The 20,810-nt window shown below is 75.4% G+C and carries 18 protein-coding genes and 1 pseudogene; 8 read left to right on the plus strand and 11 right to left on the minus strand.

The window, feature by feature from the left end; all coding sequences use genetic code 11:
- Nucleotides 1-50: 50 nt before the first annotated feature.
- On the minus strand, nt 51-413 hold the full coding sequence (locus AB0C22_RS17685; RefSeq protein ID WP_208569415.1) for a hypothetical protein: 363 nt from the start codon (nt 411-413) through the stop codon (nt 51-53).
- Nucleotides 414-494: 81 nt separating this feature from the next.
- Between AB0C22_RS17685 and AB0C22_RS17690 the strand changes: the two genes are divergently transcribed.
- Nucleotides 495-1,721: a cysteine desulfurase-like protein gene (locus AB0C22_RS17690; protein ID WP_357535900.1), complete on the plus strand. Its 1,227-nt coding sequence runs from the start codon at nt 495-497 to the stop codon at nt 1,719-1,721.
- 173 nt (nt 1,722-1,894) lie between these two features.
- Here the strand turns inward: AB0C22_RS17690 and AB0C22_RS17695 are convergent, their stop codons facing one another.
- A complete protein-coding gene (locus tag AB0C22_RS17695) occupies nt 1,895-3,382 on the minus strand; it encodes a glycoside hydrolase family 3 protein (RefSeq protein ID WP_357535902.1) in 1,488 nt (495 codons plus the stop codon).
- 139 nt (nt 3,383-3,521) lie between these two features.
- On the opposite strand from AB0C22_RS17695, the gene AB0C22_RS17700 reads away from it, so the two are divergent.
- The 5 genes from AB0C22_RS17700 (at nt 3,522) to AB0C22_RS17720 (ending at nt 8,359) form a co-directional block, all read left to right on the plus strand.
- On the plus strand, nt 3,522-3,647 hold the full coding sequence (locus tag AB0C22_RS17700; protein WP_255470159.1) for a hypothetical protein: 126 nt from the start codon (nt 3,522-3,524) through the stop codon (nt 3,645-3,647).
- A 78-nt stretch (nt 3,648-3,725) separates the two neighbouring features.
- Nucleotides 3,726-4,676, plus strand: a complete 951-nt coding sequence (locus tag AB0C22_RS17705; RefSeq protein WP_219469544.1) for a TIGR03557 family F420-dependent LLM class oxidoreductase — start codon at nt 3,726-3,728, stop codon at nt 4,674-4,676.
- Nucleotides 4,677-4,864: 188 nt separating this feature from the next.
- Nucleotides 4,865-6,496, plus strand: a complete 1,632-nt coding sequence (locus AB0C22_RS17710; protein ID WP_357535905.1) for an ATP-dependent DNA helicase RecQ — start codon at nt 4,865-4,867, stop codon at nt 6,494-6,496.
- 63 nt (nt 6,497-6,559) lie between these two features.
- Entirely contained in the window at nt 6,560-7,063 is a 504-nt protein-coding gene (locus AB0C22_RS17715; RefSeq protein WP_357535907.1) for a hypothetical protein, read from the plus strand.
- Nucleotides 7,064-7,324: 261 nt separating this feature from the next.
- The gene (locus AB0C22_RS17720) at nt 7,325-8,359 is read left to right on the plus strand and encodes a helix-turn-helix domain-containing protein (RefSeq protein WP_357535909.1); all 1,035 of its coding nucleotides are present in this window, start codon (nt 7,325-7,327) and stop codon (nt 8,357-8,359) included.
- A gap of 193 nt (nt 8,360-8,552) precedes the next feature.
- On the opposite strand, the gene AB0C22_RS17725 is transcribed toward AB0C22_RS17720, so the two are convergent.
- The 8 genes and pseudogenes from AB0C22_RS17725 to AB0C22_RS17760 all read right to left on the minus strand — a co-directional run bounded on the left by AB0C22_RS17725 (nt 8,553) and on the right by AB0C22_RS17760 (nt 17,670).
- On the minus strand, nt 8,553-9,536 hold the full coding sequence (locus tag AB0C22_RS17725) for a DNA topoisomerase IB (protein WP_357535911.1): 984 nt from the start codon (nt 9,534-9,536) through the stop codon (nt 8,553-8,555).
- Between the two features lies 1 nt (nt 9,537).
- Nucleotides 9,538-10,551 (minus strand): glycosyltransferase family 9 protein, encoded by a 1,014-nt coding sequence (locus tag AB0C22_RS17730; RefSeq protein WP_219469518.1) that lies wholly within the window; start codon nt 10,549-10,551, stop codon nt 9,538-9,540.
- Nucleotides 10,548-11,249, minus strand: a complete 702-nt coding sequence (locus tag AB0C22_RS17735; protein ID WP_219469516.1) for an SDR family oxidoreductase — start codon at nt 11,247-11,249, stop codon at nt 10,548-10,550. The genes AB0C22_RS17730 and AB0C22_RS17735 overlap by 4 nt, the downstream gene beginning before the upstream one ends.
- A complete protein-coding gene (locus tag AB0C22_RS17740; RefSeq protein ID WP_357535914.1) occupies nt 11,246-12,754 on the minus strand; it encodes a PfkB family carbohydrate kinase in 1,509 nt (502 codons plus the stop codon). The genes AB0C22_RS17735 and AB0C22_RS17740 overlap by 4 nt, the downstream gene beginning before the upstream one ends.
- A gap of 362 nt (nt 12,755-13,116) precedes the next feature.
- A pseudogene (locus tag AB0C22_RS17745) lies at nt 13,117-13,656 on the minus strand (SIS domain-containing protein); the annotation flags it as partial.
- A 68-nt stretch (nt 13,657-13,724) separates the two neighbouring features.
- Entirely contained in the window at nt 13,725-14,942 is a 1,218-nt protein-coding gene (locus AB0C22_RS17750; RefSeq protein ID WP_208569404.1) for a glycosyltransferase, read from the minus strand.
- Complete coding sequence (locus AB0C22_RS17755; protein ID WP_357535916.1) at nt 14,927-15,901, minus strand: glycosyltransferase; 975 nt, start codon at nt 15,899-15,901, stop codon at nt 14,927-14,929. The genes AB0C22_RS17750 and AB0C22_RS17755 overlap by 16 nt, the downstream gene beginning before the upstream one ends.
- Nucleotides 15,898-17,670 (minus strand): HAD-IIIA family hydrolase, encoded by a 1,773-nt coding sequence (locus AB0C22_RS17760; RefSeq protein WP_357535918.1) that lies wholly within the window; start codon nt 17,668-17,670, stop codon nt 15,898-15,900. The genes AB0C22_RS17755 and AB0C22_RS17760 overlap by 4 nt, the downstream gene beginning before the upstream one ends.
- A gap of 140 nt (nt 17,671-17,810) precedes the next feature.
- Here AB0C22_RS17760 and AB0C22_RS17765 point away from each other — a divergent pair, with 140 nt between their 5' ends.
- The gene (locus AB0C22_RS17765; protein WP_208569401.1) at nt 17,811-18,269 is read left to right on the plus strand and encodes an SRPBCC family protein; all 459 of its coding nucleotides are present in this window, start codon (nt 17,811-17,813) and stop codon (nt 18,267-18,269) included.
- 90 nt (nt 18,270-18,359) lie between these two features.
- Nucleotides 18,360-19,127 (plus strand): polyprenol monophosphomannose synthase, encoded by a 768-nt coding sequence (locus AB0C22_RS17770; protein WP_208569400.1) that lies wholly within the window; start codon nt 18,360-18,362, stop codon nt 19,125-19,127.
- A 57-nt stretch (nt 19,128-19,184) separates the two neighbouring features.
- Here AB0C22_RS17770 and AB0C22_RS17775 read toward each other — a convergent pair whose 3' ends face one another.
- A complete protein-coding gene (locus tag AB0C22_RS17775; RefSeq protein WP_219469510.1) occupies nt 19,185-20,798 on the minus strand; it encodes an NAD(P)/FAD-dependent oxidoreductase in 1,614 nt (537 codons plus the stop codon).
- Between the last annotated feature and the right edge of the window lie 12 nt (nt 20,799-20,810).

Genomic DNA, 20,810 nt, shown 5'->3' on the forward strand with positions numbered 1-20,810 from the left:
ATCTCCGTTCGGGAAGATCCCCAAACGTGGTGCCGCCGGCCCGGGGCAGGTCAGCTGCCGGCGTTGCGCGACACCCGGATCTGCACCTGCTGGTCGGTGACGCTGTCCAGGGTGACCGCGAAACCGCCCACCTCGGTGGCCTGCTGGCCGATGGTCAACGAGAGCTGCTCGCCGGCCACCTCGACGGTGACCTGGTCACCCTGCGCGCCGATCAGCTTCGCCTCGACCCCGAGGATGGAGGCGCGGGCGTCGACACCCCGGTCGAAGGTGACCGTGCAGGCGTCCAGCCCGCAGTCGGTGTCGGCGCCGTCCGAGCTGCATCCGGCCAGCACGGCCACGCCGAGCGCCAGGCCGGCCAGCAGGCCGGCGGTCCGACGGAGGGGGGTGGGGGCGGTGGCGCTTCGCTTCGTCACCCCACCAAGGGTACGAGACGTTGCCCAGCCCACCACCCGGGTGGATCTCCGGCCTGGTGGCGGGCGGGCTAGGGTCCCGGCATGCCGATCGACATCACCCGGACCCGGGCCGCGTACCCCGCGCTCGCCGAGGGCTTCGCCCACTTCGACGGTGCCGGTGGCACCCAGACCCCGCAACCGGTGATCGACGCGGTGGCCGACGCCATGCGCCTCGCGGTGGGCAACCGCAGCACCGCCTCCGTGCCCGGCCGGCGTTCGCTGGAGCTGGTGACGCAGGCCCGCACGGCGGTGGCCGATCTGCTCGGCGGCGCACCGGAGGGGGTGGTGCTGGGGTCGAGCGCGACCACGCTGACGTACACCCTGGCCCGGACGCTGGGTGCGGACTGGGGCCCCGGGGACGAGGTGGTGGTCTCCCGGCTCGACCACGACGCCAACGTGCGGCCCTGGGTGCAGGCGGCCGAGGCGGCGGGGGCGACCGTCCGCTGGGCGGAGTTCGACCCGGGCACCGGTGAACTGCCCGCCGGGCAGTTCGCCGACCTGGTCGGCGAGCGGACCCGGCTGGTCGCGGTGACCGCCGGCAGCAACGCCACCGGCACGATGCCGGACGTGGCGGCGATCGCCGCGGCGGCACACGCGGTCGGCGCGCTGGTCTGTGTGGACGGGGTGCACTCGGTGCCGCACGGTCCGACCGACCTGGCCGCCTCGGGTGCCGACTTCCTGGTCACCAGCGCCTACAAGTGGTCCGGGCCGCACCTGGGGGCTATGGTGGCCGACCCGGCCCGCTGGGCGGGGCTGCACCCGGCCAAGCTGATCCCCTCCTCCGACGCGGTGCCCGACCGGTTCGAGGCCGGCACCCCGAGCTTCCCGCTGCTCGCCGGGGTGGCCGCCGCCGTCGACCACCTGGCCGGGCTGGACCCGACGGCGACCGGGGACCGCCGGTCGCGGATCCGGGCCGGCCTGGCCGCCGCCCAGGCGCACGAGGGGTCGGTCTTCGCCCGACTGGCCGCCGGGCTGGCCGCCCGCCCGGCGGTGACCGTCCTGCCGGCCGGGGCACGCCGCTGCCCGACCGTGTCGTTCCGGCTGGCCGGGTGGACGCCGGCCGGGCTGGCCGCCGCACTCGGCGCCGCCGGGCTCTGCCTGTCCAGCGGCGACTACTACGCCTACGAGTACTTCCAGGCGCTCGGGTGGCGCGACAGCGGCGGTGCCGTCCGGGCGAGCGTCTACCACTACAACACCCTCGACGAGGTGGACCGGTTGCTGGCCGAGCTGGACCGGCTCACCGACCAGGGGGAACCGGCGGCCCGCTGAACCGCCGGGGGCCGACCGGCCTGGCCGCTGAACCGCCGGGGGCCGACCGGCCTGGCCGCTGAACCGCCGGGGGCCGACCGGCCTGGCCGCTGAACCGGCGGTTCGGCCGGGTGGTTCGGCGGAGCGGGTCAGCGGGGCGGGCCGGCGGGGCGGGGCTGGCCGGCGGGGCCGGGTCAGCGGGCTCCGGTGAGCAGTTCGGCGGCGGCCCGGGCGGCGGCCCGGGTCGCGCCGTGGGTGGCCAGGTGCAGCCCGCCGGTGACCAGCTCGGGCAGGCCCAGTTCGACCACGACGGCGTCCGGCCGGGTGTCCAACGCCCGGTCGACCGCGGCCCGCATCCAGGGGTGCCGGTGCAGGTCCCGTACCACCAGCACCAGCGGTCGGCCGGCCGCCGCGGCGGTCGGGTCGGCGGGCAGGTCGGCCTCGGTGAGCCGGACGGTGGTGGTGCCGGGAATCAGGTCGGCCAGGGGTGCCCCGAGCCCCCACGGGGTCTCCGCGCCGATCGCGATGTTGTGTGGCGCGGCGAACTCGACCACGTGCGCGGCGGCGGTCAACGGCAGCCGGCCGACCGCGTCGCCGCTGACCCGTACCGCCCGCCGGGCGGCGGTCAGGCCGACCGGTGAGCCGTCAGCGGGGCGGGGGGCGTGGGCGGGCCGGCCGGCGCGGGCGGCGGTGCTCCACTCGGCGAGCTGACCGACCCGCTTGGCGGCCTCGGCGAGGCGCTCCTCGGGCAGCTCACCGGCGAGGACCGCGGCCACGATCGCGTCGCGCAGGTAGCGGGCGGTGGCCTCGTCGGCGCGTTCGCCGCCGACGCAGATCGCGTCCGCCCCGGCGGCGAGGGCCCGTACGGCGGTGCCGGCGAAGCCGTACCGGTCGGCGACGGCGCGCATCTCCACCGCGTCGGTGACCACCACGCCGGAGAAGCCCAGCTCCTCGCGGAGCAGGTCACCGAGGATGCGGGGGCTGAGGGTGGCCGGCAGGTCGGGGTCGAGGGCGGGGACCAGCAGGTGCCCGGTCATCACCGCCTGCACCCCGGCGGCGACGGCGGCCCGGAAGGGGACCAGCTCGCCGGCGTCGAGCCGGGCCCGGCTGGCGGCGATCCGGGGCAGGTCGTGGTGGGAGTCGACCCGGGTGTCGCCGTGGCCGGGGAAGTGCTTGGCGCAGGCAGCCACCGCGGCGGACTGGAGGCCGCGTACCCAGGCGGCGGTGTGCCGGGCCACCAGCTGCGGGTCGGCGCCGAAGGAACGCACCCCGATCACCGGGTTGGCCGGGTTGATGTTGACGTCGGCGTCCGGCGCGTAGTTGAGGGTGATGCCGAGGTCGGCGAGTTCGACGCCGAGGTCGCGGGCCACCTCCTCGGTGAGGGCGGGGTCGTCGACGGCGCCGAGGGCGAGGTTGCCGGGTCGGGAGCTGCCCCGGCCGGACTCGATCCGGGTGACGTCGCCGGCCTCCTCGTCGATGGCCACCAGCACGTCGGGGCGCTCGGCGCGCAGCGTCGCGGTGAGCGCGGCCACCTGCTCGGGGTCGACGACGTTGCGGGCGAACAGCACCACCGCGCCGAGCCCGTCGGCGAGCCACCGGCAGACCCAGTCGGGCGGGGTGGTGCCGACGAAGCCGGGTTGCAGGACGGTGGCGGCCAGCCCCGCCAGGTTGCGCTCGTTCATCCGGCCCCGGTACCCCCGTCGCGTGTCGACGGCCCGGTGCCGTCGCGGTGCTGCCATGGTCACACCGGGCGACGTAATAGTCAATAAACCTTACTGTTACTGTCTGGCGTCGGTCGGGGAGGCGTGCGACAGTGCGGGGATGGACCTGCCGCCGCTCGCCGACGCCACCTCCCCGGCCGACATCCCCGGCGTACGCCTGCTCGGCCTGGTGGTCGGCGGGTTGCTGCTGCTGGCCGCGATCCGCGCCATGTTCGGCCGCCGCTGACCGACTGATCCCCCACCACCCGGGGTACCGCTAGCGGAGGTCACGCCGCACCCGGCGGCGTCCCGGCGAGGGGACACCATGAAGATCGGTTACTTCCTGTCCAGTGAGGAGTTCACCCCGGCGCAACTGCTGGAGCAGGCCCGGGGTGCCGAGCGGGCCGGTTTCCAGGCACTGTGGATCTCCGACCACTACCACCCGTGGACGGACGCCCAGGGGCAGAGCCCCTTCGTCTGGTCCGTCATCGGAGCGCTGAGCCAGGTCACCTCGTTACCGGTGAGCACGGCGGTGACCTGCCCCACGGTCCGCATCCACCCGGCGGTGCTGGCGCAGGCCGCGGCGACCAGCGCCGTCATGCACTCCGGCCGGTTCGTCCTCGGCGTCGGCACCGGCGAGGCGCTCAACGAGCACATCCTCGGCGACGCCTGGCCGCAGACCGACGTCCGGCTGGAGATGCTGGAGGAGGCCGTCGCGGTGCTGCGGGAGCTGTGGCGGGGCGACTTCGTCAACCACCACGGCCGGCACTACACGGTGGAGCACGCCCGCATCTACACGCTGCCCGACACACCCCCGCCGGTGTACGTCTCCGGCTTCGGACCCAAGGCCGTCGACCTGGCCGCCCGGATCGGCGACGGCTACGTGAGCATGATGCCCGACGGCGACCTGGTCAGCCGGTTCCGGGACAACGGCGGCGGCGACAAGCCGTGCCAGGCCGGTTTCAAGGCCGCGTACGCCGACACCGAGGACGAGGGCGCCCGGATCGCGTACGAGACGTGGCCCAACGCCGGGGTGCCGGGCGAGTTGTCCCAGGTGCTGCCCTCCCCACGGCACTTCGAGCAGGCGGCCCAACTGGTCACCCCGGAGCAGGTGCGGCAGGGCTTCGTCTGCGGCAACAGCGCCGACGCCCACCTCGAGATGATCGACCGGTACGCCAAGGCCGGCTTCGACGAGGTCTACGTGGGCAACGCCGGCCCGCACTGGCAGGGCCTGTTCGACCTCTACCAGCGTGAGGTGCTCCCCCACCTCCGCTGACCCCTCCCCCACCGACCACGATCGACCACGGGTCACCGACGCACACCGCCGTCGGTGACCCGTGGTCGATCGCGTGTGCGCGCCCGGTCACGACGCCTGACCTGCGACGTACCGGCCCCCGTGGGCGGTGGGTCCGATCCGGTGGGAGCGGTTTCGGCATCGATGCCCCCGGGTACCTCCGGCCCTCGATGAAGCTGTCCATGCACTCGACGACGTTGCGCCGCGCGGCGCGCAGCCTGTTCGGCTGGAAAGCGCTGCGGCCCAACCAGCTCGCCGCCATGCGCGCGGTGATGAAACGACGCGACGCCCTGGTGGTACTCCCCACCGGAGCCGGCAAGTCGGCGATCTACCAGATCCCGGCCAGCCTGATCCCCGGGCCGACGGTGGTGATCTCCCCCCTGCTGGCCCTCCAGCAGGACCAGATCGCCGCGCTCAACGAACGCCAGCGGCCCGAGCTGCGCGCGGTGCGGATCAGCTCCGACGAGAGCGCGGCCCAGCAGGCCGAGGCGATCACCGAGATCCGGCAGGGGCGGGCGGAGTTCCTCTTCATCACCCCAGAGGCGCTGGCCAACCCCGACCGGATGGCCGAGGTGCGGTCGCTGGAGCCGGCCCTGGTGGCGATCGACGAGGCGCACTGCATCTCGGCGTGGGGGCACGACTTCCGCCCCGACTACCTGGCGTTGGGCCACCTGATCGACGGTCTCGGCCGCCCGCCGGTGGTGGCGTTGACCGCCACCGCCTCCCCGCCGGTACGCGACGACATCATCGCCCGGCTGCGGCTGCGTGACCCCGAGGTGGTGGTCTCCGGGCTGGACCGGCCGAACCTGTTCGTCGAGGTCGCCCACTGCCCGACCGACGACTACCGCTGGCGACGGCTGATCGCACTGCTGCGCGACGACGTACGGCCCGGCATCATCTACGTGCCGACCCGGCGGGCCGCCGAGGAGTTGGCCGAGCGACTGACCACCGCCGGATTCCCGGCGGAGTACTACCACGGCGGGATGCCCACCGCCGCCCGGCACCGGCTGCACGAGGCGTTCCTCGCCGACCAGGTGCCGATCATGGTGGCGACCTCGGCGTTCGGCATGGGCATCGACAAGCCCAACATCGCCTGGGTGGTGCACATGGCGCTGCCCGACTCGCCGGACAGCTACTTCCAGGAGATCGGCCGGGCCGGGCGCGACGGTGCGCCGGCCCGGGTGCTGCTGCTGTGGCGGGCCGAGGACGTCGGCCTGCAACGCTACTTCTCCGGCGGCCTGCCCGACGAGACCGAACTGCGGGACCTCGCCGCGCTGCTGCGTCGTCGACCGGCCACCAAGAAGGCGCTACGCGAGTCGACCGGCCTCGGGCCGCGCAAGCTCGGCCAGTACCTGGCCCTGCTGGAGCAGATCGGCGCGGCCGAGCCCCGGGCCGGGCAGAAGATCGGTGCCCCGCGCTACGCCCCCACCGCGGCGGAGGCCGGCGCGGCGGCCCTGGCCGAGGCGGAACGGCAGCAGACCGTGACCCGGTCCCGTACCGACATGATGCGGGCGTTCGCCGAGACCACCGGCTGCCGGGGGCAGGTGCTGCTGGCGTACTTCGGTGAGCAGATGTCGCACATCTGCGGGCACTGCGACAACTGCCACGCCGGCACCAGCGTCGCCAACGACGGCGCGGTCGGCCCCTTCCCGGTGCACAGCCAGGTCCGGCACCCCGAGTGGGGCCCCGGCCTGGTCCTCAACTACGAGGACGACCGGATGACGGTGCTCTTCGACGAGGTGGGCTACAAGACGCTCTCCGTGCGCGTGGTGTCCGAACAGGGTCTGCTGACGCTGGACTAGCCTGACCCGGGCGACCGCCCGGGTGCGGTGCCCGCAGTGAAACGAACCGAGAGGGGCTCAGTCGTGATCGAACAGCCGGCGTACACCGGGTTCGGGTTCTCCGACGAGGAGTGGGGGCTGCTGGTCGGCCTGCCGCAGTCGGTCCTGACCGCGGCGAGCGCCGCCGAGTCGGACGGCGCCCGGCGGACCCGGGCCGAGAACGCGGCCGGGTTGGAGACCATCGCCACCGGTCGGGAGTCGGCCAGCCCGCTGGTCGCCGCCGTCGCCGGGGAGATCGTGTCCCGGGTGGGCGACCCGGAGGCCGGCGAGGAGTTGCCGGTGATCTCGCCGGCCGACCCGCAGGCGCTCATCGACGACGTGCTGGTCCGGGCCGGGGAGGCGGCCGCCCTGCTGGCCGCCAAGGTCGACGAGGGCGAGGGCGGGGCCTACCGGCACTGGCTGGTGGAGATCGCCGAGCAGGTGGTCGGGGCGGCGTCCAGCGGAGGGCTGCTCGGCATCGGCGGCGACCAGGTCAGCGACTCGGAGCGCAGGTTCCGCGACCGTCTCTCCCAGGTCCTCAACGACTGAACACCGCACCGCGCACGGCTACGGGCCGGGCCGCCGTCAGGCTGGCCCGGCCCGCGCTGTCGTCAGCGTCGTCGACCCGTGCCGACCGCACCGCGCGTACGCGGGTTCCTGCCTCAAGGTCACGCTCGAACATGGTTGTAGCGGCCTCGCCACGTCCGGAGGCCACTACAACCAGGAAGCAGCATGATCTTGCTGGGTGCACGCGGGGTGGCCTCTTCGTCCACAATAGTGGGGTGATGCCCGCCGACGGGGAGGCCGGACATGGTGCACCGCACAGTGATCGACACCGAACAACTGCCACCGACGGAACGGTTCGGGATGTGGCTGGACCTGGTCGCCCGGACCGCCGCGCCGCTGCGGATCCGCTCCGCGCACCAGCACGACTTCCGGGCCCGCGCCGAGTTCGTCGAACTGGGTCCGCTCCAGTTGGTGCGGTACCGCTACCCGTCGTTGGAGGCGGTCCGCACCGCGAAGCTGGTCCGCCGCACCGAGGTGGACTTCCACATGCTCGCCCTCACCACCAACGGCACCGGCATCGCCGGGCAGGCCGGGCGGGAGAGCCGCCTGGGCGCGGGCGAGTTCACCTTCTACGACGGCTCCCGGCCGCACGAGGTGAGCCACCTCGGCGACGGCAACGGCGCGGAGCACGCCGCCTCGATCGTCGCCCTGATCCCGTACGGGTCGATCCCGCTGACCCCGGATCGGCTCACGCCGCTGCTGGCCGGCCGGATGTCGGCCAGCGAGGGGATCGGCGCGCTGGTCGCCCAGTACCTGACCCGGATCACCTCGTACCCCGAGCAGTACCGGCAGGCCGACGCCGAACGGCTGGGCGGGGTGGCGCTGGACCTGGTCTCCACCATGTTGGGCCGGTACCTGGTCGCCGAGGACGAGCTGCCCCGCGAGGTACGCCGTCAGGCGCTGCTCGCCCAGGTGCGGGCGTACGCCCAACGTCGGCTGGGCGACGCCGGGCTGACCCCCGCCACCATCGCCGAGGCGCACCACGTCTCCGTACGGAGCCTGCACCGGCTCTTCGAGGCGGAACAGACCACGGTGGCGGCGTACATCCGGGAGCTGCGGTTGGAGCGCTGCCGGCGGGACCTGGCCGATCCCGCGCTGGCGCACCGGCCGGTCCAGGCCATCGCCGCCCGCTGGGGTTTCCGGGACAAGGCGCACTTCAGTCGCGCCTTCCGGGCCGCCCATCAGCTGACCCCCCAGGCGTACCGGACGCTCCACCTGCAACAGGCACGGATAGTCAACAGCCCGGCGTCCGAAGTCAACCCGGGGCCGACATACTGACCGTGGGCCGACGGTCACCCGACCGTGCGGCCCGACGGTAACGGGGGACCGCGGTGGCGTCCGTGACCCACGGTCACGGACGACCGCCCCGGTGCCGCATCCACCCGGCGCGACCGACATCACGCGGTGGGCTCCCCGGCCGCACCGACCCCGGCCCCGTCGCCCTTCCCCCCAGGACTCGCGGCGGGGCCGGTCAGGCCTCCTCCAGCAACTCCAGCACCAGCCGCTCGACCTGCTCCTGCGGGGAGCCTGCGGCCACGGGCAGCACCACCCCGTCGTGGTAGAGGTCGACCACCCGGGGGTCCACGTACGACGTACGGGCCACCGTGGGGGTGTTGCCGAGCAGTTCGGCGACCTCCCGCATCACCCCGGCCACCGCCCGGCGACGGGCCGTCACGGAACGCTGCGCCCCCACGGTCGCCAGTTCCGTGGCCGCCCGCACGGTGGCGTGCCAGGTGCGGAAGTCCTTGGCGGTCATCTCGCCGCCACTGGCGTCGCGCAGGTAGCCGTTGACCTCGTCGCTGCGCACGTCCCGCCAGGTCCGCCCGTCCCAGTAGCCGAAGAGCCGTTCCTCGGTCCGCCGCCGCCGACGCAGGTGGGTCAGCACCCGGCACAGTTGCGGGTCCTCGATCCGGCGGACCTGTTCGATGCCGCCCTTGGCCGGGAACTCGAAGACCACGCAGCCGCCCCGGGACCGGGCGTGCTCCGGGCGCAGGGTGGACACGCCGAAGGTGGCGTCCTCCCCGACGGCGTACTGCTCGTTGCCGACCCGGAAGGTGCCCATGTCGAGCAGGCGGGCGACGGTGGCGAGCACCCGGTCCCGGTTCAGCCCCCGGCCGGCCAGGTCACCGGCGATACGCTCCCGCAGGCTCGGCAGCCGCCGGGCCACCTCCAGCACGTGGTCGAACTTCGCCTCGTCCCGCTTACGCCGCCACTCGGGGTGGTAGAGGTACTGCCGGCGCCCGGCGGCGTCGGTGCCGGTGGCCAGGATGTGCCCGTTGGGGTACGGCGCGATCCACACGTCCGACCAGGCCGGTGGGATCACCAGGTCGCCCAGCCAGGCCAGGGTGTCGGGGTCCCGGACCCGGTCACCGTGCCGGTCCAGGAAGGTCCAGCCCTTGCCGCGTCGGCGACGCCCGTACCCCGCCCGACCCGGATCACTACGCCGCAGTCGCACCTCAGACCCGTACCGTTTCCTCGGCCTCGTCCACGGCGGCCAGCACCCGGTCGACCGGGAGCGCCGCCCATCTCGACGCCGGTGGTACCCCGGACGAACCGTCGCAATCCTCGCCCGACGCCCAGAGCACCCGGTGCCACGGCCGGTCCGGCGGCGGCCCCCACCGGGCCGGAGGCACCGGGCCGAACAGCAGCACCGACGGCACCCGGTAGGCGGTCGCGAGGTGGCCGACCCCGGTGTCCCCGCTGACCACCAGCCGGGCGGCGGCCACCAACGCGGCCAACTCGCCCAGGTCGGTCCGGCCGGCCAGCACCGCCGACCCCGGCAGGCCCGCCTCGGCCGCCACCAGGCCGGCCAGCTCCCGCTCGCCGGCCGAACCGGTCACCACCACCCGGTGCCCCCGGTCGGTCAGCTGCCGGGCCAGCGCGGCGAACCGGTCCGCCGGCCACCGCTTCGCCTCGACCTTGCTGCCGGGATGCACGACTGTCGCCCCGGTCGGCATCCGCCCCGCTGCCGGCCGCCGCAACGCCAGGTCGGTGCGGTCGGCCGTGACGCCGTACCAGGCGAGCAACCGGCACCACCGGTCCACCTCGTGTTCGTCGTCGCGCCAGCCGGGGCCGGCGCAGTGCCCGGCCGGCGGACACCGGAAGGCCCACAGCCGGCCCGCCCCGGCCAGCATCCGGTGCGAGCCCGGTCCCCGCCCGTGCAGGTTGACCGCCACCTCCGGCGGCGGCCCGGACCACCCCGGCGCACCCGACGGCGACGACCCGAGCCAGGGCGGCGCACCACCGGACGACCGGTCGGGCCACCCGGTCGTATCGGGCCAGGGTGGCCGGCCGAGGTCGTCGGTGGGCAGTAACCGGTCGATCCCGCCGACCAGGTCGACCAGCGGGCCCAGCCAGGCCGGCGCGGCCAGCACCAGCTCCTCGTCCGGGTATCCGGCCCGCAGCGCCCGCAGCGCGGGCACCGCGGTGGCCAGGTCACCGACGCCGAGCGCCCGCAGCACCAGGATCACGGGTACGAGGTCTCCTGTTCGGCGCAGACCACCAGTTCCCGCACGGCACAGCCGGGTGGTTGGGACAGCGCGAACATGATCGCGGCGGCGGTGTCGGCCGGGTCGTTGAGCTTCGCGTCCGGCCCCGGTCGGTACTGCGGGTCGCGGTCGTCGAAGAAGGCGGTCCGCATCCCGCCCGGGATCACCAGGGTCACCCCGACGCTGCCGGCCAGCTCGGCGGCGAGCGACCGGGTGAACCCGACCACCCCGAACTTCGCCGCGCAGTACGCGGTGGCGTCCCCGACCGCCTTGACGCCCAGGGTGGAGGCGACCGTGACGACGTTGCCCCGGGACTCCGCCAGGTAGGGCAGCGCGGCCCGGATCACCGCCACCGTGGCGAGCAGGTCCACCACGACGATCCGCTCCCAGGTGTCGCGGGGGACGTCGGCCAGCCGGCCCGGCACGTCCATCCCGGCGGCGGTCACCACCGCGTCCAACCCGCCGGCCTGCTCGGCCAGCTCCCGGGTGGCCTCCTCGGCGGCCCGGGTGTCGGCCAGGTCGCACTCGACCCACGGCACCCCGTCGCCGGGGCGGCGTCGGTCCAGCACGAGTGGTCGTCCGCCGGAGCCGGCCACGGCGGCGACCACCGCCGCGCCGAGCCCGCTCGACCCGCCGGTGACCAGGACGGCCGGACCGGCACCGGGTGGACTGCTGCTCATCGTGCTCCCTCCGCTGTCGTACGTGCCGGGCCCGCCGTCGAAGGCGCCGGGCCGGCCGGGGTACCCGCCGGCCCCGGCTGCGGGGCGGCGGTCCGGCGTCCACCGCGGGCCGCCGCGATCATCTCGGTGGTGGAACGCCCGGCGAGGTACGGCACCACCACGCTGTCCCCACCCCACCGGCGCAACAGCTCGGCCTCCGGCAGGGCCGGTCCGTCACCGACGCCGGTGGCGTAGTCCCCGCCCTTGACCCAGATGTCGGGCCGCAGCCAGCCCAGCGCCGCGTGCGGGGTGGTCTCGTCGAAGACCACCACCGCGTCGACGCAGCCCAGCGCGGCGAGCAGCCGGGCCCGGTCCCCCTGCGGGATCACCGGCCGGTCCGGGCCCTTGAGCGCGGTGACGCTGGCGTCGGAGTTCACGCACACCACCAGGCAGTCGCCGAGCTGCCGGGCGGCCTGGAGGGTCGCCACGTGCCCGGCGTGCAGCAGGTCGAAGCAACCGCCGGTGGCCACCACCGTCCCGCCGGCCGCCCGGACCTCGGCCACCACCGCACCGGCGGCGGCGGCCCCGATCCGCTCCCCGCCGCCGACCAGCACCGGCGGGCAGGCCCGCACCGGTGCGGGCAGCGCGGTGGCCACTCCCCCGTCCGCCACGTACGCCGACGCCGCGCCGACCGCCGCCTGGACCGCCTCGGAGACCAGCGCACCCTGGGCCAGCGCCAGCCCGGCCGCCGCGGCGAACCGGTCCCCCGCCCCGCAGGTGTCCCCCTCCGCGGACAGCGGCGCGGAGACCATCAGCGGGGTCGACCCGGCAGAGCAGAGCAGCGCGCCGTCACCGCCGAGGGTGACCACCACCGCCCCGGCCCGCCACCGGTCCCGCAGCCCCTGCCCGGCACGGGCCGCGACCGCCAGCCGTGACCCGCCCGGCGGCACCTTGGCCAGGTCCCGGGCCTCCGCCTCGTTCGGCGTGACCAACTGCACCCCGGGCACGGCGACCGGGCCACGCGGATGCGGGTCCCACACCACCGGGGCCCGGGTCGCGGCCAGCGCCGCCCGCAGCGCCGGCTGCCGGGCCACCCCCCGGCCGTAGTCGCTGACCAGCACTGCGGACGCCCCCGCGAGCAGCCGGAGGACCGCCTCGGAGGGTGGCCCCGGTTCGCCCGCCGCGCCGCCCCGGTCGTGGCGCAGCAGCACCCGGCCCCGGGCCCGCAGCCGGATCTTCTCCGGCGTGGTCCCGGCCAGCGGCAGGCCGTACACCTGCACCCCGGCGGCGGTCAGCAGGCAACTGAGCCGGGCCGCCCCGGCGTCGTCGGCGAGGGCGGTCACCAACGCCACCTCGGCACCTGCGGCGGCGGCGAAGACGGCGGCCAGGCCCGCCCCGCCGGGCCGGTCGGCGTACGCCGTCTCGTCCAGCACCGGCACGGGTGAGTCGGGGCAGAGCCGGTTCACCACCCCCTCGACGTCCCGGTCGAGCAGGGTGTCCCCGACCACCACCAGTGGGCCCCTCACGCCGGATCCTCCCGGTGCCCGTCGGCCGCCGGGTCGATCCCGTCGACGACCACCTCCACCCCGGCCCGCACCGGACCGGGATCCGCCAGCGGCGGCACGGGCCGACGATCCCCCGCCGGACCATCCACCAACGGACCGTCCACCGACGGGTCGGGCAGGGCGTCCACCGACGGGTCGGGCAGGGCGTCCACCGACGGGTCGGGCACGGCGTCCACCGACGGGTCGGGCACGGCGTCCACCAGCGGATCGGGCAGTTCGTCGGCCGGCGGGCCGTCGACCGGCAGGTCCGGGACGCCGACCGGGGGGGCGGGCGGCGGCCCGGTCGGGGCGACGCCACGGTCGGCGGCCACGGCGGCCGACTGCCCGGCCAGGGCCGCCAGCGCCGTGGGCAGCGCCCGGTCGACGTACTCGCAGAGCACGTGGGTGGAGACCAGGTGCAGCTCCTGCACCACCTGGCTGTCCGGGGAGGCGACGGTCAGCGCCTCGTGGCAGGCCCCGGCGAGCGGGTTCGGCGCGGGGCCGGTGAACGCCCAGCAGCGCAACCCGGTCTCCCGGGCGGCGTCGACGGCGGCGAGCAGGTTGCCGCTGGCCCCGCTGGTCGACATCAGCAGCAGCACGTCACCCGGCCGGCCGTGGGCCCGCACCTGGCGGGCGAAGACCTCGTCGTAGCCGTAGTCGTTGCCGATCGCGGTCAACGCCGAGGTCTCGGCGTGCAGGGCGATCGCCGACAGCGGCTGCCGGTCGTCACGCAGCCGGCCGACCAGCTCGGCGGTGAGGTGCTGGGCCTCGGCGGCGCTGCCCCCGTTGCCGGCGACCAGCAACCGCCCGCCGCCGGCCAGGATGCCGGCCAGCTCGGTGCCCCAGCGGGCCAGCAACGGCTCCGCCGCGCGGTACGGCAGCATCGCCTCGACCAGCAGGTCGAGGTGCGCGTCCAGCAGGCCGGCCCGCGCCGCCCGGGTCGACGTCGTCATCAGGCGACCACCCGGCTCGGCCGGTGCACGGCGGCGACCTCGGCGTACACCTCGGCCAGCCGGTCGGCGGCGGTCGCCCAGGAGTAGCTGTGGCGGGCCCGCTGCAACGCGGCGGTGGCGTACCCGAAGCGGCGGATCCGGTCGCCGAGCAGGCTGCCCAGCGCGGCGGCCAACGCCTGCGGGTCACGGGCCGGGACCAGGTCGCCGGTCACCCCGTCGACCACGGTGTCGCGGATGCCGCCGACCGCGGTACCGACGACGGGCACCCCGCAGGCCATCGCCTCCAGCGGGGTCAGCCCGAACGGTTCGTACCAGGGCGCGGCGACCAGCACGTCGGCCGACCGGTACCAGCGGCCCATCTCCTCCCGGGGCACCGCCCCGACCAGCCGGACCCGGTCGGCGACCCCGCAGGTGCCGGCGAGCGCCCGCAGCCGCCGGGCGTACGGGTCGGTCTCCAGCAGCCCGGCGGGCGGCCCCCCGACCACCAGGCACTCGGCGTCGGGCACCAGTGCCATCGCCCGGATCACCGTCTGGAAGCCCTTACGCTCGACCAGCCGGCCCACGGTGAGCACCCGGGGACGGTCGGGTTCCCGCTCGACGGCCGGGCCGAGCGGGGCGAAGGTGTCCAGGTTCACCCCGGACGGCACGACGGTCATCCGGGACCGGGGGACACCGAGGCGGACCAGCTCCCCGACCTCGTCGCGGCACTGGGCGACGACCCGGTCGACGGCGCGGCCCAGCTCCCGTTCGTAGCCGATCCGCCGGGCCGGGCTGGTGTCCTGCACCCCCTGGTAGCGCTTCTTGACGGTGCCCAACGCGTGGTAGGTCTGCACCACCGGCACCCCGGTCTGCCGGCTGGCGGCGAGCGCGGCCAGCCCGCTCATCCAGAAGTGCGCGTGCACCACCTCGGGTGTCCAGTCCCCGCCCCGCCACCGGGCGGTGAGCCAGTGGCTGAACTCCTTCATGTGCGGCAGCAGGGCGTCCTTGGCGACCGGCTCGGCCGGACCGGCGGGCACGTGCACCACCTCGTACCCGTCCGGGGCCCGGACGGTGACCGGCAGGTCGACGGCGTCGCGCCGGGTGTAGACCCGGACGTCGTGGCCGGCCGCCACCAGCGCGGCGGAGAGTTCCGCGACATGCGTGTTCTGCCCACCGGCGTCCTCACCGCCCAGCACGGCGAGCGGGCTGGCGTGCTCGGAGATCATCGCGATGCGCATACTTCCTCCTCCAGCAGGCGGTCCCAGTCGGCGAGGAAACGGTCGAGGCCGTAACGGCCCAGCGCGGCGGTACGCGCCTGCGCACCCACCCGGCGGGCCTCGGCGGGGTCGGCGACGAACCCGGCGGCGGCGGCGAGCAGGGTGTCGACCCGGGTGGACAGCGCCCCCGCCCCCGGTGGCACCGCCTGTACGGCCTCGGTGGTGGCCAGCGCGACCACGGGCATGCCGATGGTCATCGCCTCGATCAGGCTCAGCCCCAGCGAGGTCCACCGGCACAGGTGCAGGTAGGCCCGCCGCCGGGCCAACTCGGCGTGCATCCGGTGCTGCGGGACGTCGTCGTGGCTGGTCAGCCGGTCGGCCGGCAGTCCGAGGTGGTCGGCGAGCCCGGCGACCTTCATCCCGAAGACGTCCAGCGGGGCGATCTCGGCGAACCGGGCGAGCAGGTCGGTGCCGGTGATCCGGCCCCGGCGTAGGGGCTCGTTGATCACGACGGCGAGCCGGTCCAGCTCGCCGGTCCAGGTGACGGCGGGGGGCACCACCCCGTGCTCGACGACTGCGGTGCGGGTGCTCCCGTTGTCCCAGAACAGCTCGTTGAAGTGGGTGACGTGGGTGAGCAGCAGGTCGTCCCGGTCGGCCATCGGGTGCCGGGTGTTCGGCACGTCGCCCTTCGGGGTGTTGTGTTCGACGTAGACCGCCGGCACCGCCCGGCCCACCGGCCGGCCGAGCCACTCGCCGGCCAGGTCGTACTCCTCGGGGCGTTGCAGCAGCACCACGTCGACGTCGGCGTGGCGCAACTGCTGCGGGGTCACCTCGACGGCGCTGTCCGGCCACGGGTAGGTGCGCGCCCGGCCCAGCCCGTACGCGCCCCGGTCGGGGGTGACCGGCACCAGGTAGCGGTGCTTGCCGTGCACGAAGGACGTGGTCCACGACCCGTGTACGTGCCAGAGCAGGATGTTCATCGGTGACTCCCCCGCCCCACGGTCACCGGCGACGCCCCGGCCGGCGAGGGTCCGGCCGGTGACTCGGCCGGCGACGGTCCGGCCGGCGACGGTCCGGCGGGGCCGAGGAGCGGCACGCCGACCGGGCCGGTCGGGGCGTCGGCGGGAACGCCCAGCAGGCGTACCGCGTCGAGGACCCGGCCCGGCTCGACGGCGGCCAGGCAGGGGTGGCCGGGCACCGGGCAGACCGTGGCCCGGGTGTCCCGGCAGGGCGCGGCGGCGTCGCCCAGCCGGACCGTCGGCACCCGGTACGGACCCCACTGTCCGTAGGGGACGGTCGGGGCGAACAGGCTGACCACCGGCACGCCCAGCGCGGCGGCCAGGTGCGCCGGCCCGGTGTTGCCCACCACCAGCGCACCGGCGTCGGCGAGCACCCCGGCCAGCTCGGCCAGCCCGGTCCGGCCGCCCAGGTCGATGCCGGTGTCGCCGGCCACCCGGGCGGTCAGCGCGGCCTCGTCGGGTCCACCGGTGACCGCCACCCGGTGCCCGGCGGCGGTGAGCACCCGGACGATCCGGGCGGCCAGGTCGGGTGGCACGGCCCGGCTCGGCACCGCCGAACCGGGATGCAGCACCAGGTAGCCGGGGCCGCCGAGCCCGGCCGGTGTGGGCGGCAGCCGGTCGGTGCGCACCCGCAGCCGCAGGTCGTCGCCGTCGGGCAGGGCGAAGCCGGCGGCGACGGCCAGCGACAACGCCCGTTCCGGCTCGGGCAGCCCGGCGGGGACCCGGTGCCGGACGTCGAGCAGGGAGCCGGGGTAGTCGTCACTGATCGCGCTGACCCTCGGGACACCGGCCATCCGCAGCAGCAGGGCCAGCGGCAGCGGTGACTGGTGGAAGGAGGTGAAGACGACCGCCTCGTCGGCGCGTACCGCCCGCAGCCGGGCGGTGAGCCGGTCGATGTCCTGCGGGTCGACCGGGGCGGGTGCGCCGTCGATCCAGGGCAGCGGCCACTCGACGATCTCGTCGACACCGGGCAGCAGGGCGGCGGCGTCCCGGCCCCGGGGGCCGCAGAGCAGCACGACGCGCCCGGCGTGACCGGCGACGGCGCGGATGGCGGGACCGGTGACCAGGACGTCCCCGGCGGAGTCGCTGCGGACCACCAGCACGGTGCCGGTGCGGCGCGGGGACGGGGCGGCGACCAGGGCGGCCCGGCGCAGGATCAGGTCCACGGCGGCGGGCAGGTCGGCGGCGACGTGTCCGGCGGCGGCCACCTCGGCGGCCCGGGTGGTGGGGGTGGGCACCAGGATCGCGGCGGCACCGGCCGCAGCGGCGGCGGCCTGGTCGGCGTCGATGTCCCCGACCAGCACGCAACGGTCCGCGGTGGTGCCGAGCGCCCGCGCGGCGGCGTGCACCATGCCGGGGGCGGGCTTGCGGCAGCCGCAGCCGGCGCGCTCGTCGTGCGGGCAGTGCTGCCAGGTGTCGAACGGGCCGAGCAGTTCCTCCACCCGGGCGTTGACGGCGCGCAGCTGTGCGGCGGTGAACAGCCCCCGGGCCAGCCCCGACTGGTTGGTGACCACCCCGAGGCGCAGGCCCGCGGCGCGCAGCCGGTCCAGTGCCGCCCGGGCCCCCGGCACCGGCCGGACCTTGTCCGGGTCGCCGTTGTAGGGGACGTCCTCGATCAGGGTGCCGTCCCGGTCGAGCAGCACCGCGTCGTACAGCGCGGGACGGCCCCGGCCAACGCCCGGGTCAACCCGGCCTGGCCTGCACTGATATGGCTCCGCGTCCCGTGGCACGGGCGGCGGGTTCCCGAGGCCCCGGGGAGTAAACCTGACCCTGTCGGCAGGTGGGTCGGGTCGCCGGTGCAGCGTTACCCGTCGGCCCGGAGAAGCTAACGCGCCGGGTTAGGCCGGGACGACCCGGGTACAGGGCAGCGATGGCGATCGTGGAGAGAGTGGTCGATGCACCCCCGCAGCAGGTCTTCGACGTGCTGGCCGACGGGTGGACGTACAGCGACTGGGTGGTCGGCACGGTGCACGTGCGCGACGTCGACGCGCAGTGGCCCCGGGTGGGCACCCGGCTGCACCACCGGGCCGGGCCGTGGCCGTTCTCGCTGGAGGACGCCTCGACGGTGCTGGCCTGCGACCCACCGCACCGGCTGGTGCTGCGGGCCGGCCTGTGGCCGGCCGGGGAGGCGATCGTGGTGTTCACCCTGACCCCGACCGGTGACGGTGCGACCCGGGTCCGCATCGGCGAGGACTTCGCCGCCGGCCCGTTGCGCTGGTTCCGCACCAAGCTCAACGACCTGGTGCTGCACCAGCGCAACAAGGAGACCCTGCGTCGGCTCTCCGACATCGCCGTACGGCAGAAGGCCGACACGCACGCCGATCGGTGACCGGGCGGTCGCGGGGAGCCTCGGCGGGGTCCCGCCGGGCTTTTGGCTACCCTGTGGGGGAATGCCGTCCGCCGACTGAGGATGTCCGACATGATCGAACCCGTGGAGCTGCCGTCACCGTGGCGGGACGCACGCCTGACCGTCGTGGTCCCCACCTACAACGAGGCGGGCAACCTCCCGGTGTTGGTCGACCGGCTGCTGGCCCTTCCGCTGCCGGGGTTGAAGGTGCTCGTCGCCGACGACAACTCGCCGGACGGCACCGGCGAGGTGGCCGACAAGCTGGCCATCGAGCACCCGGACAAGGTGCAGGTGGTGCACCGGGCCGGCAAGGAGGGCCTGGGCCGGGCGTACGTCGACGGCATCGGCCGGGCCCTGGACGGCGGCGCGGAGTACGTGGCGCAGATGGACGCCGACCTGTCGCACCCGCCGGAGGCGCTGCCCGGGATGCTGGGGGCGTTGCTGTCCACCCAGGCCGGCGTGGTGATCGGGTCCCGGTACGTGCCCGGCGGCCAGCTCGACGAGGCGTGGCCGCTCTACCGGCGGGCGCTCAGCGGCTGGGCCAACCTGTACGTGCACACGCTGCTGCGGGTGCGCATCCGTGACCTGACCGCCGGCTTCAAGATCTGGCGGGCCGACGCGTTGCGCGACATCGGCCTGCACCGGGTGCAGTCGAACGGTTACAGCTTCCAGGTGGAGATGCACTACCTGGCCACCAAGCTGGGGCACACCATCCTGGAGGTGCCGATCCGGTTCGAGGAGCGTCGCGACGGCCTGTCCAAGATGACGACCGCGACCAAGGTGGAGAGCGCGCTGATGCCGTTCAAGCTGCGTACCCGGCACCGCAACCTGGACTCCTGACGCGGGCGCCGGTGACCGGGGTCGCCGGTGCCCGCCGCAGGGCCGGTTCCGCCCGGTTCAGTGGTCGGCGCGGTAGAGCGTCCGGTGCGCGGCGTCGATCATCCCGGCGTACAGGCCGCCGGTGACGGCACGGTCGCGGGCCAGCGCGGCGCGGGCGGCGTTCGCGCCGGGTGCGCCGTGCACCCCGCCGCCGGGGTGCGCCGACGCGCTGGCCAGGTAGAGCCGGTCGATGGGGGTGTCGGCCCGGCCCAGGCCGGGGATCGGGCGCAGGAACAGCTGCTGGTACGCCGCCGCGGTGCCACCGCCCAGCGCCCCGCCGACCAGGCTCGGGTCGCCCTGCTCCAGCTCGGCCGGACCGGCGACGTGCCGGCCGACGATCCGGCTGCGAAACCCGGGGGCGGCGGCCTCCAGCACGTCCTCCATCCGGTCCACCTGCCGGGCGATGTCCTCGGCCCGCCAGTGCCGCCGGAACGGCAGGTGGGTGTATGCCCAGAGCGACTCGGTGCCGGCCGGCGAGTGCGTCGGGTCGGCGGTGCTCATCTGCCCCACCAGCAGAAACGGCTGCGCCGGGATCTCGCCCCGGGCCAGTTCGGCGGAGTACGTGGTGAGCCCGTCGAGATCGGCGCCCAGGTGCACGGTGCCGGCGCCGGCCACCGCCGGGTTGGTCCACGGCAGCGGGGCGGACAACGCCCAGTCGACCTTGAGGGTGGAGCCGTCCCAGCGGAAGTGGGCCAGGTCCTCCACCAGCCGGGGTGGCAGCAGAGCGGCACCCACCAGGTCCAGGTAGAGGGCGGGAGCGGGCACGTCGGCGAGCACCGCCCGGCGGGCCCGAAAGGTGGCCCCGCCGACGGTGCGCACCCCCATCGCCCGGCCCCGGGCGGTGAGCACCCGGTCGACCTGCGCCCGGTAGGAGATCCGGCCGCCGCGTTCGGTGAGCCGGGCGACCAGCGCGTCGGTGATCCGCTGCGCGCCGCCCACCGGCACCGGCCAGCCGACCTGCTGACCCAGCATGGCCAGCAGCCAGCCGTACACGCCGGAGCCGGCCTCCTCGGGGGACAGGTCGGTGTGCAGGGCGCAGCCGGCCAGCAGCGCGGGGCCGCCCTCGCCGGTGAACAGTTCACCGCCGAGTTTGCGTACCGGCAGGACCAGCCGGCGGGCCAGGCGCAGCGCGCCGCCGACCCGCAGTTGGCGTAGCAGACCCAGCCCGCCGCGTACCGGGGGGAAGGGGGTGGTGATGGCGTCGAGCATCGGCCCGGACACCTGCGCCCAGTCGGCGTACGCGTGCCGCCAGCGGTCCCCGTCGCCGGGGGCGAACGTCTCCAGCGAGGCGGCCGTGGTGTCCAGGTCCCGGTTGATCACGGCGGCCCGCCCGTCGGGCAGCAGATGGGCCAGCACGTCGGGGGCGTGCGTCCAGGTCAGCCCGTAGCGGGGCAGGTCGAGGCCGGCCAGCACCGGGGAGGCGTACCCGAGGGGGTAGAAGGAGCTGTAGAGGTCACTGAGGTAGCCGGGGGCGGTGACCTCGGCGGAGCGCACCGCCCCACCGGGCGCGTCGGTCGCCTCGAGCACCAGGACGTCCCAGCCGGCGTCGGCGAGCAGGTTGGCGGCCACCAGGCCGTTGTGTCCGGCGCCGATGACGACGGCGTCCGCGCTGTCCGTGCCGGTCGCGGTCATCAGATCCGGCTA

The organism is Micromonospora sp. NPDC048894 (genome assembly GCF_040649765.1).
Taxonomy (GTDB): Bacteria; Actinomycetota; Actinomycetes; order Mycobacteriales; family Micromonosporaceae; genus Micromonospora; species Micromonospora antibiotica.

Coding starts and splice junctions, on each gene's coding strand:
- AB0C22_RS17690 (WP_357535900.1), top strand. CDS start 495: ATGCCGATCGACATCACCCGGACCCGGGCCGCGTACCCCGCGCTCGCC.
- AB0C22_RS17695 (WP_357535902.1), bottom strand. CDS start 3,382: ATGAACGAGCGCAACCTGGCGGGGCTGGCCGCCACCGTCCTGCAACCC.
- AB0C22_RS17700 (WP_255470159.1), top strand. CDS start 3,522: ATGGACCTGCCGCCGCTCGCCGACGCCACCTCCCCGGCCGACATCCCC.
- AB0C22_RS17705 (WP_219469544.1), top strand. CDS start 3,726: ATGAAGATCGGTTACTTCCTGTCCAGTGAGGAGTTCACCCCGGCGCAA.
- AB0C22_RS17710 (WP_357535905.1), top strand. CDS start 4,865: ATGAAGCTGTCCATGCACTCGACGACGTTGCGCCGCGCGGCGCGCAGC.
- AB0C22_RS17720 (WP_357535909.1), top strand. CDS start 7,325: ATGGTGCACCGCACAGTGATCGACACCGAACAACTGCCACCGACGGAA.
- AB0C22_RS17735 (WP_219469516.1), bottom strand. CDS start 11,249: ATGAGCAGCAGTCCACCCGGTGCCGGTCCGGCCGTCCTGGTCACCGGC.
- AB0C22_RS17750 (WP_208569404.1), bottom strand. CDS start 14,942: ATGCGCATCGCGATGATCTCCGAGCACGCCAGCCCGCTCGCCGTGCTG.
- AB0C22_RS17755 (WP_357535916.1), bottom strand. CDS start 15,901: ATGAACATCCTGCTCTGGCACGTACACGGGTCGTGGACCACGTCCTTC.
- AB0C22_RS17765 (WP_208569401.1), top strand. CDS start 17,811: ATGGCGATCGTGGAGAGAGTGGTCGATGCACCCCCGCAGCAGGTCTTC.
- AB0C22_RS17770 (WP_208569400.1), top strand. CDS start 18,360: ATGATCGAACCCGTGGAGCTGCCGTCACCGTGGCGGGACGCACGCCTG.
- AB0C22_RS17775 (WP_219469510.1), bottom strand. CDS start 20,798: ATGACCGCGACCGGCACGGACAGCGCGGACGCCGTCGTCATCGGCGCC.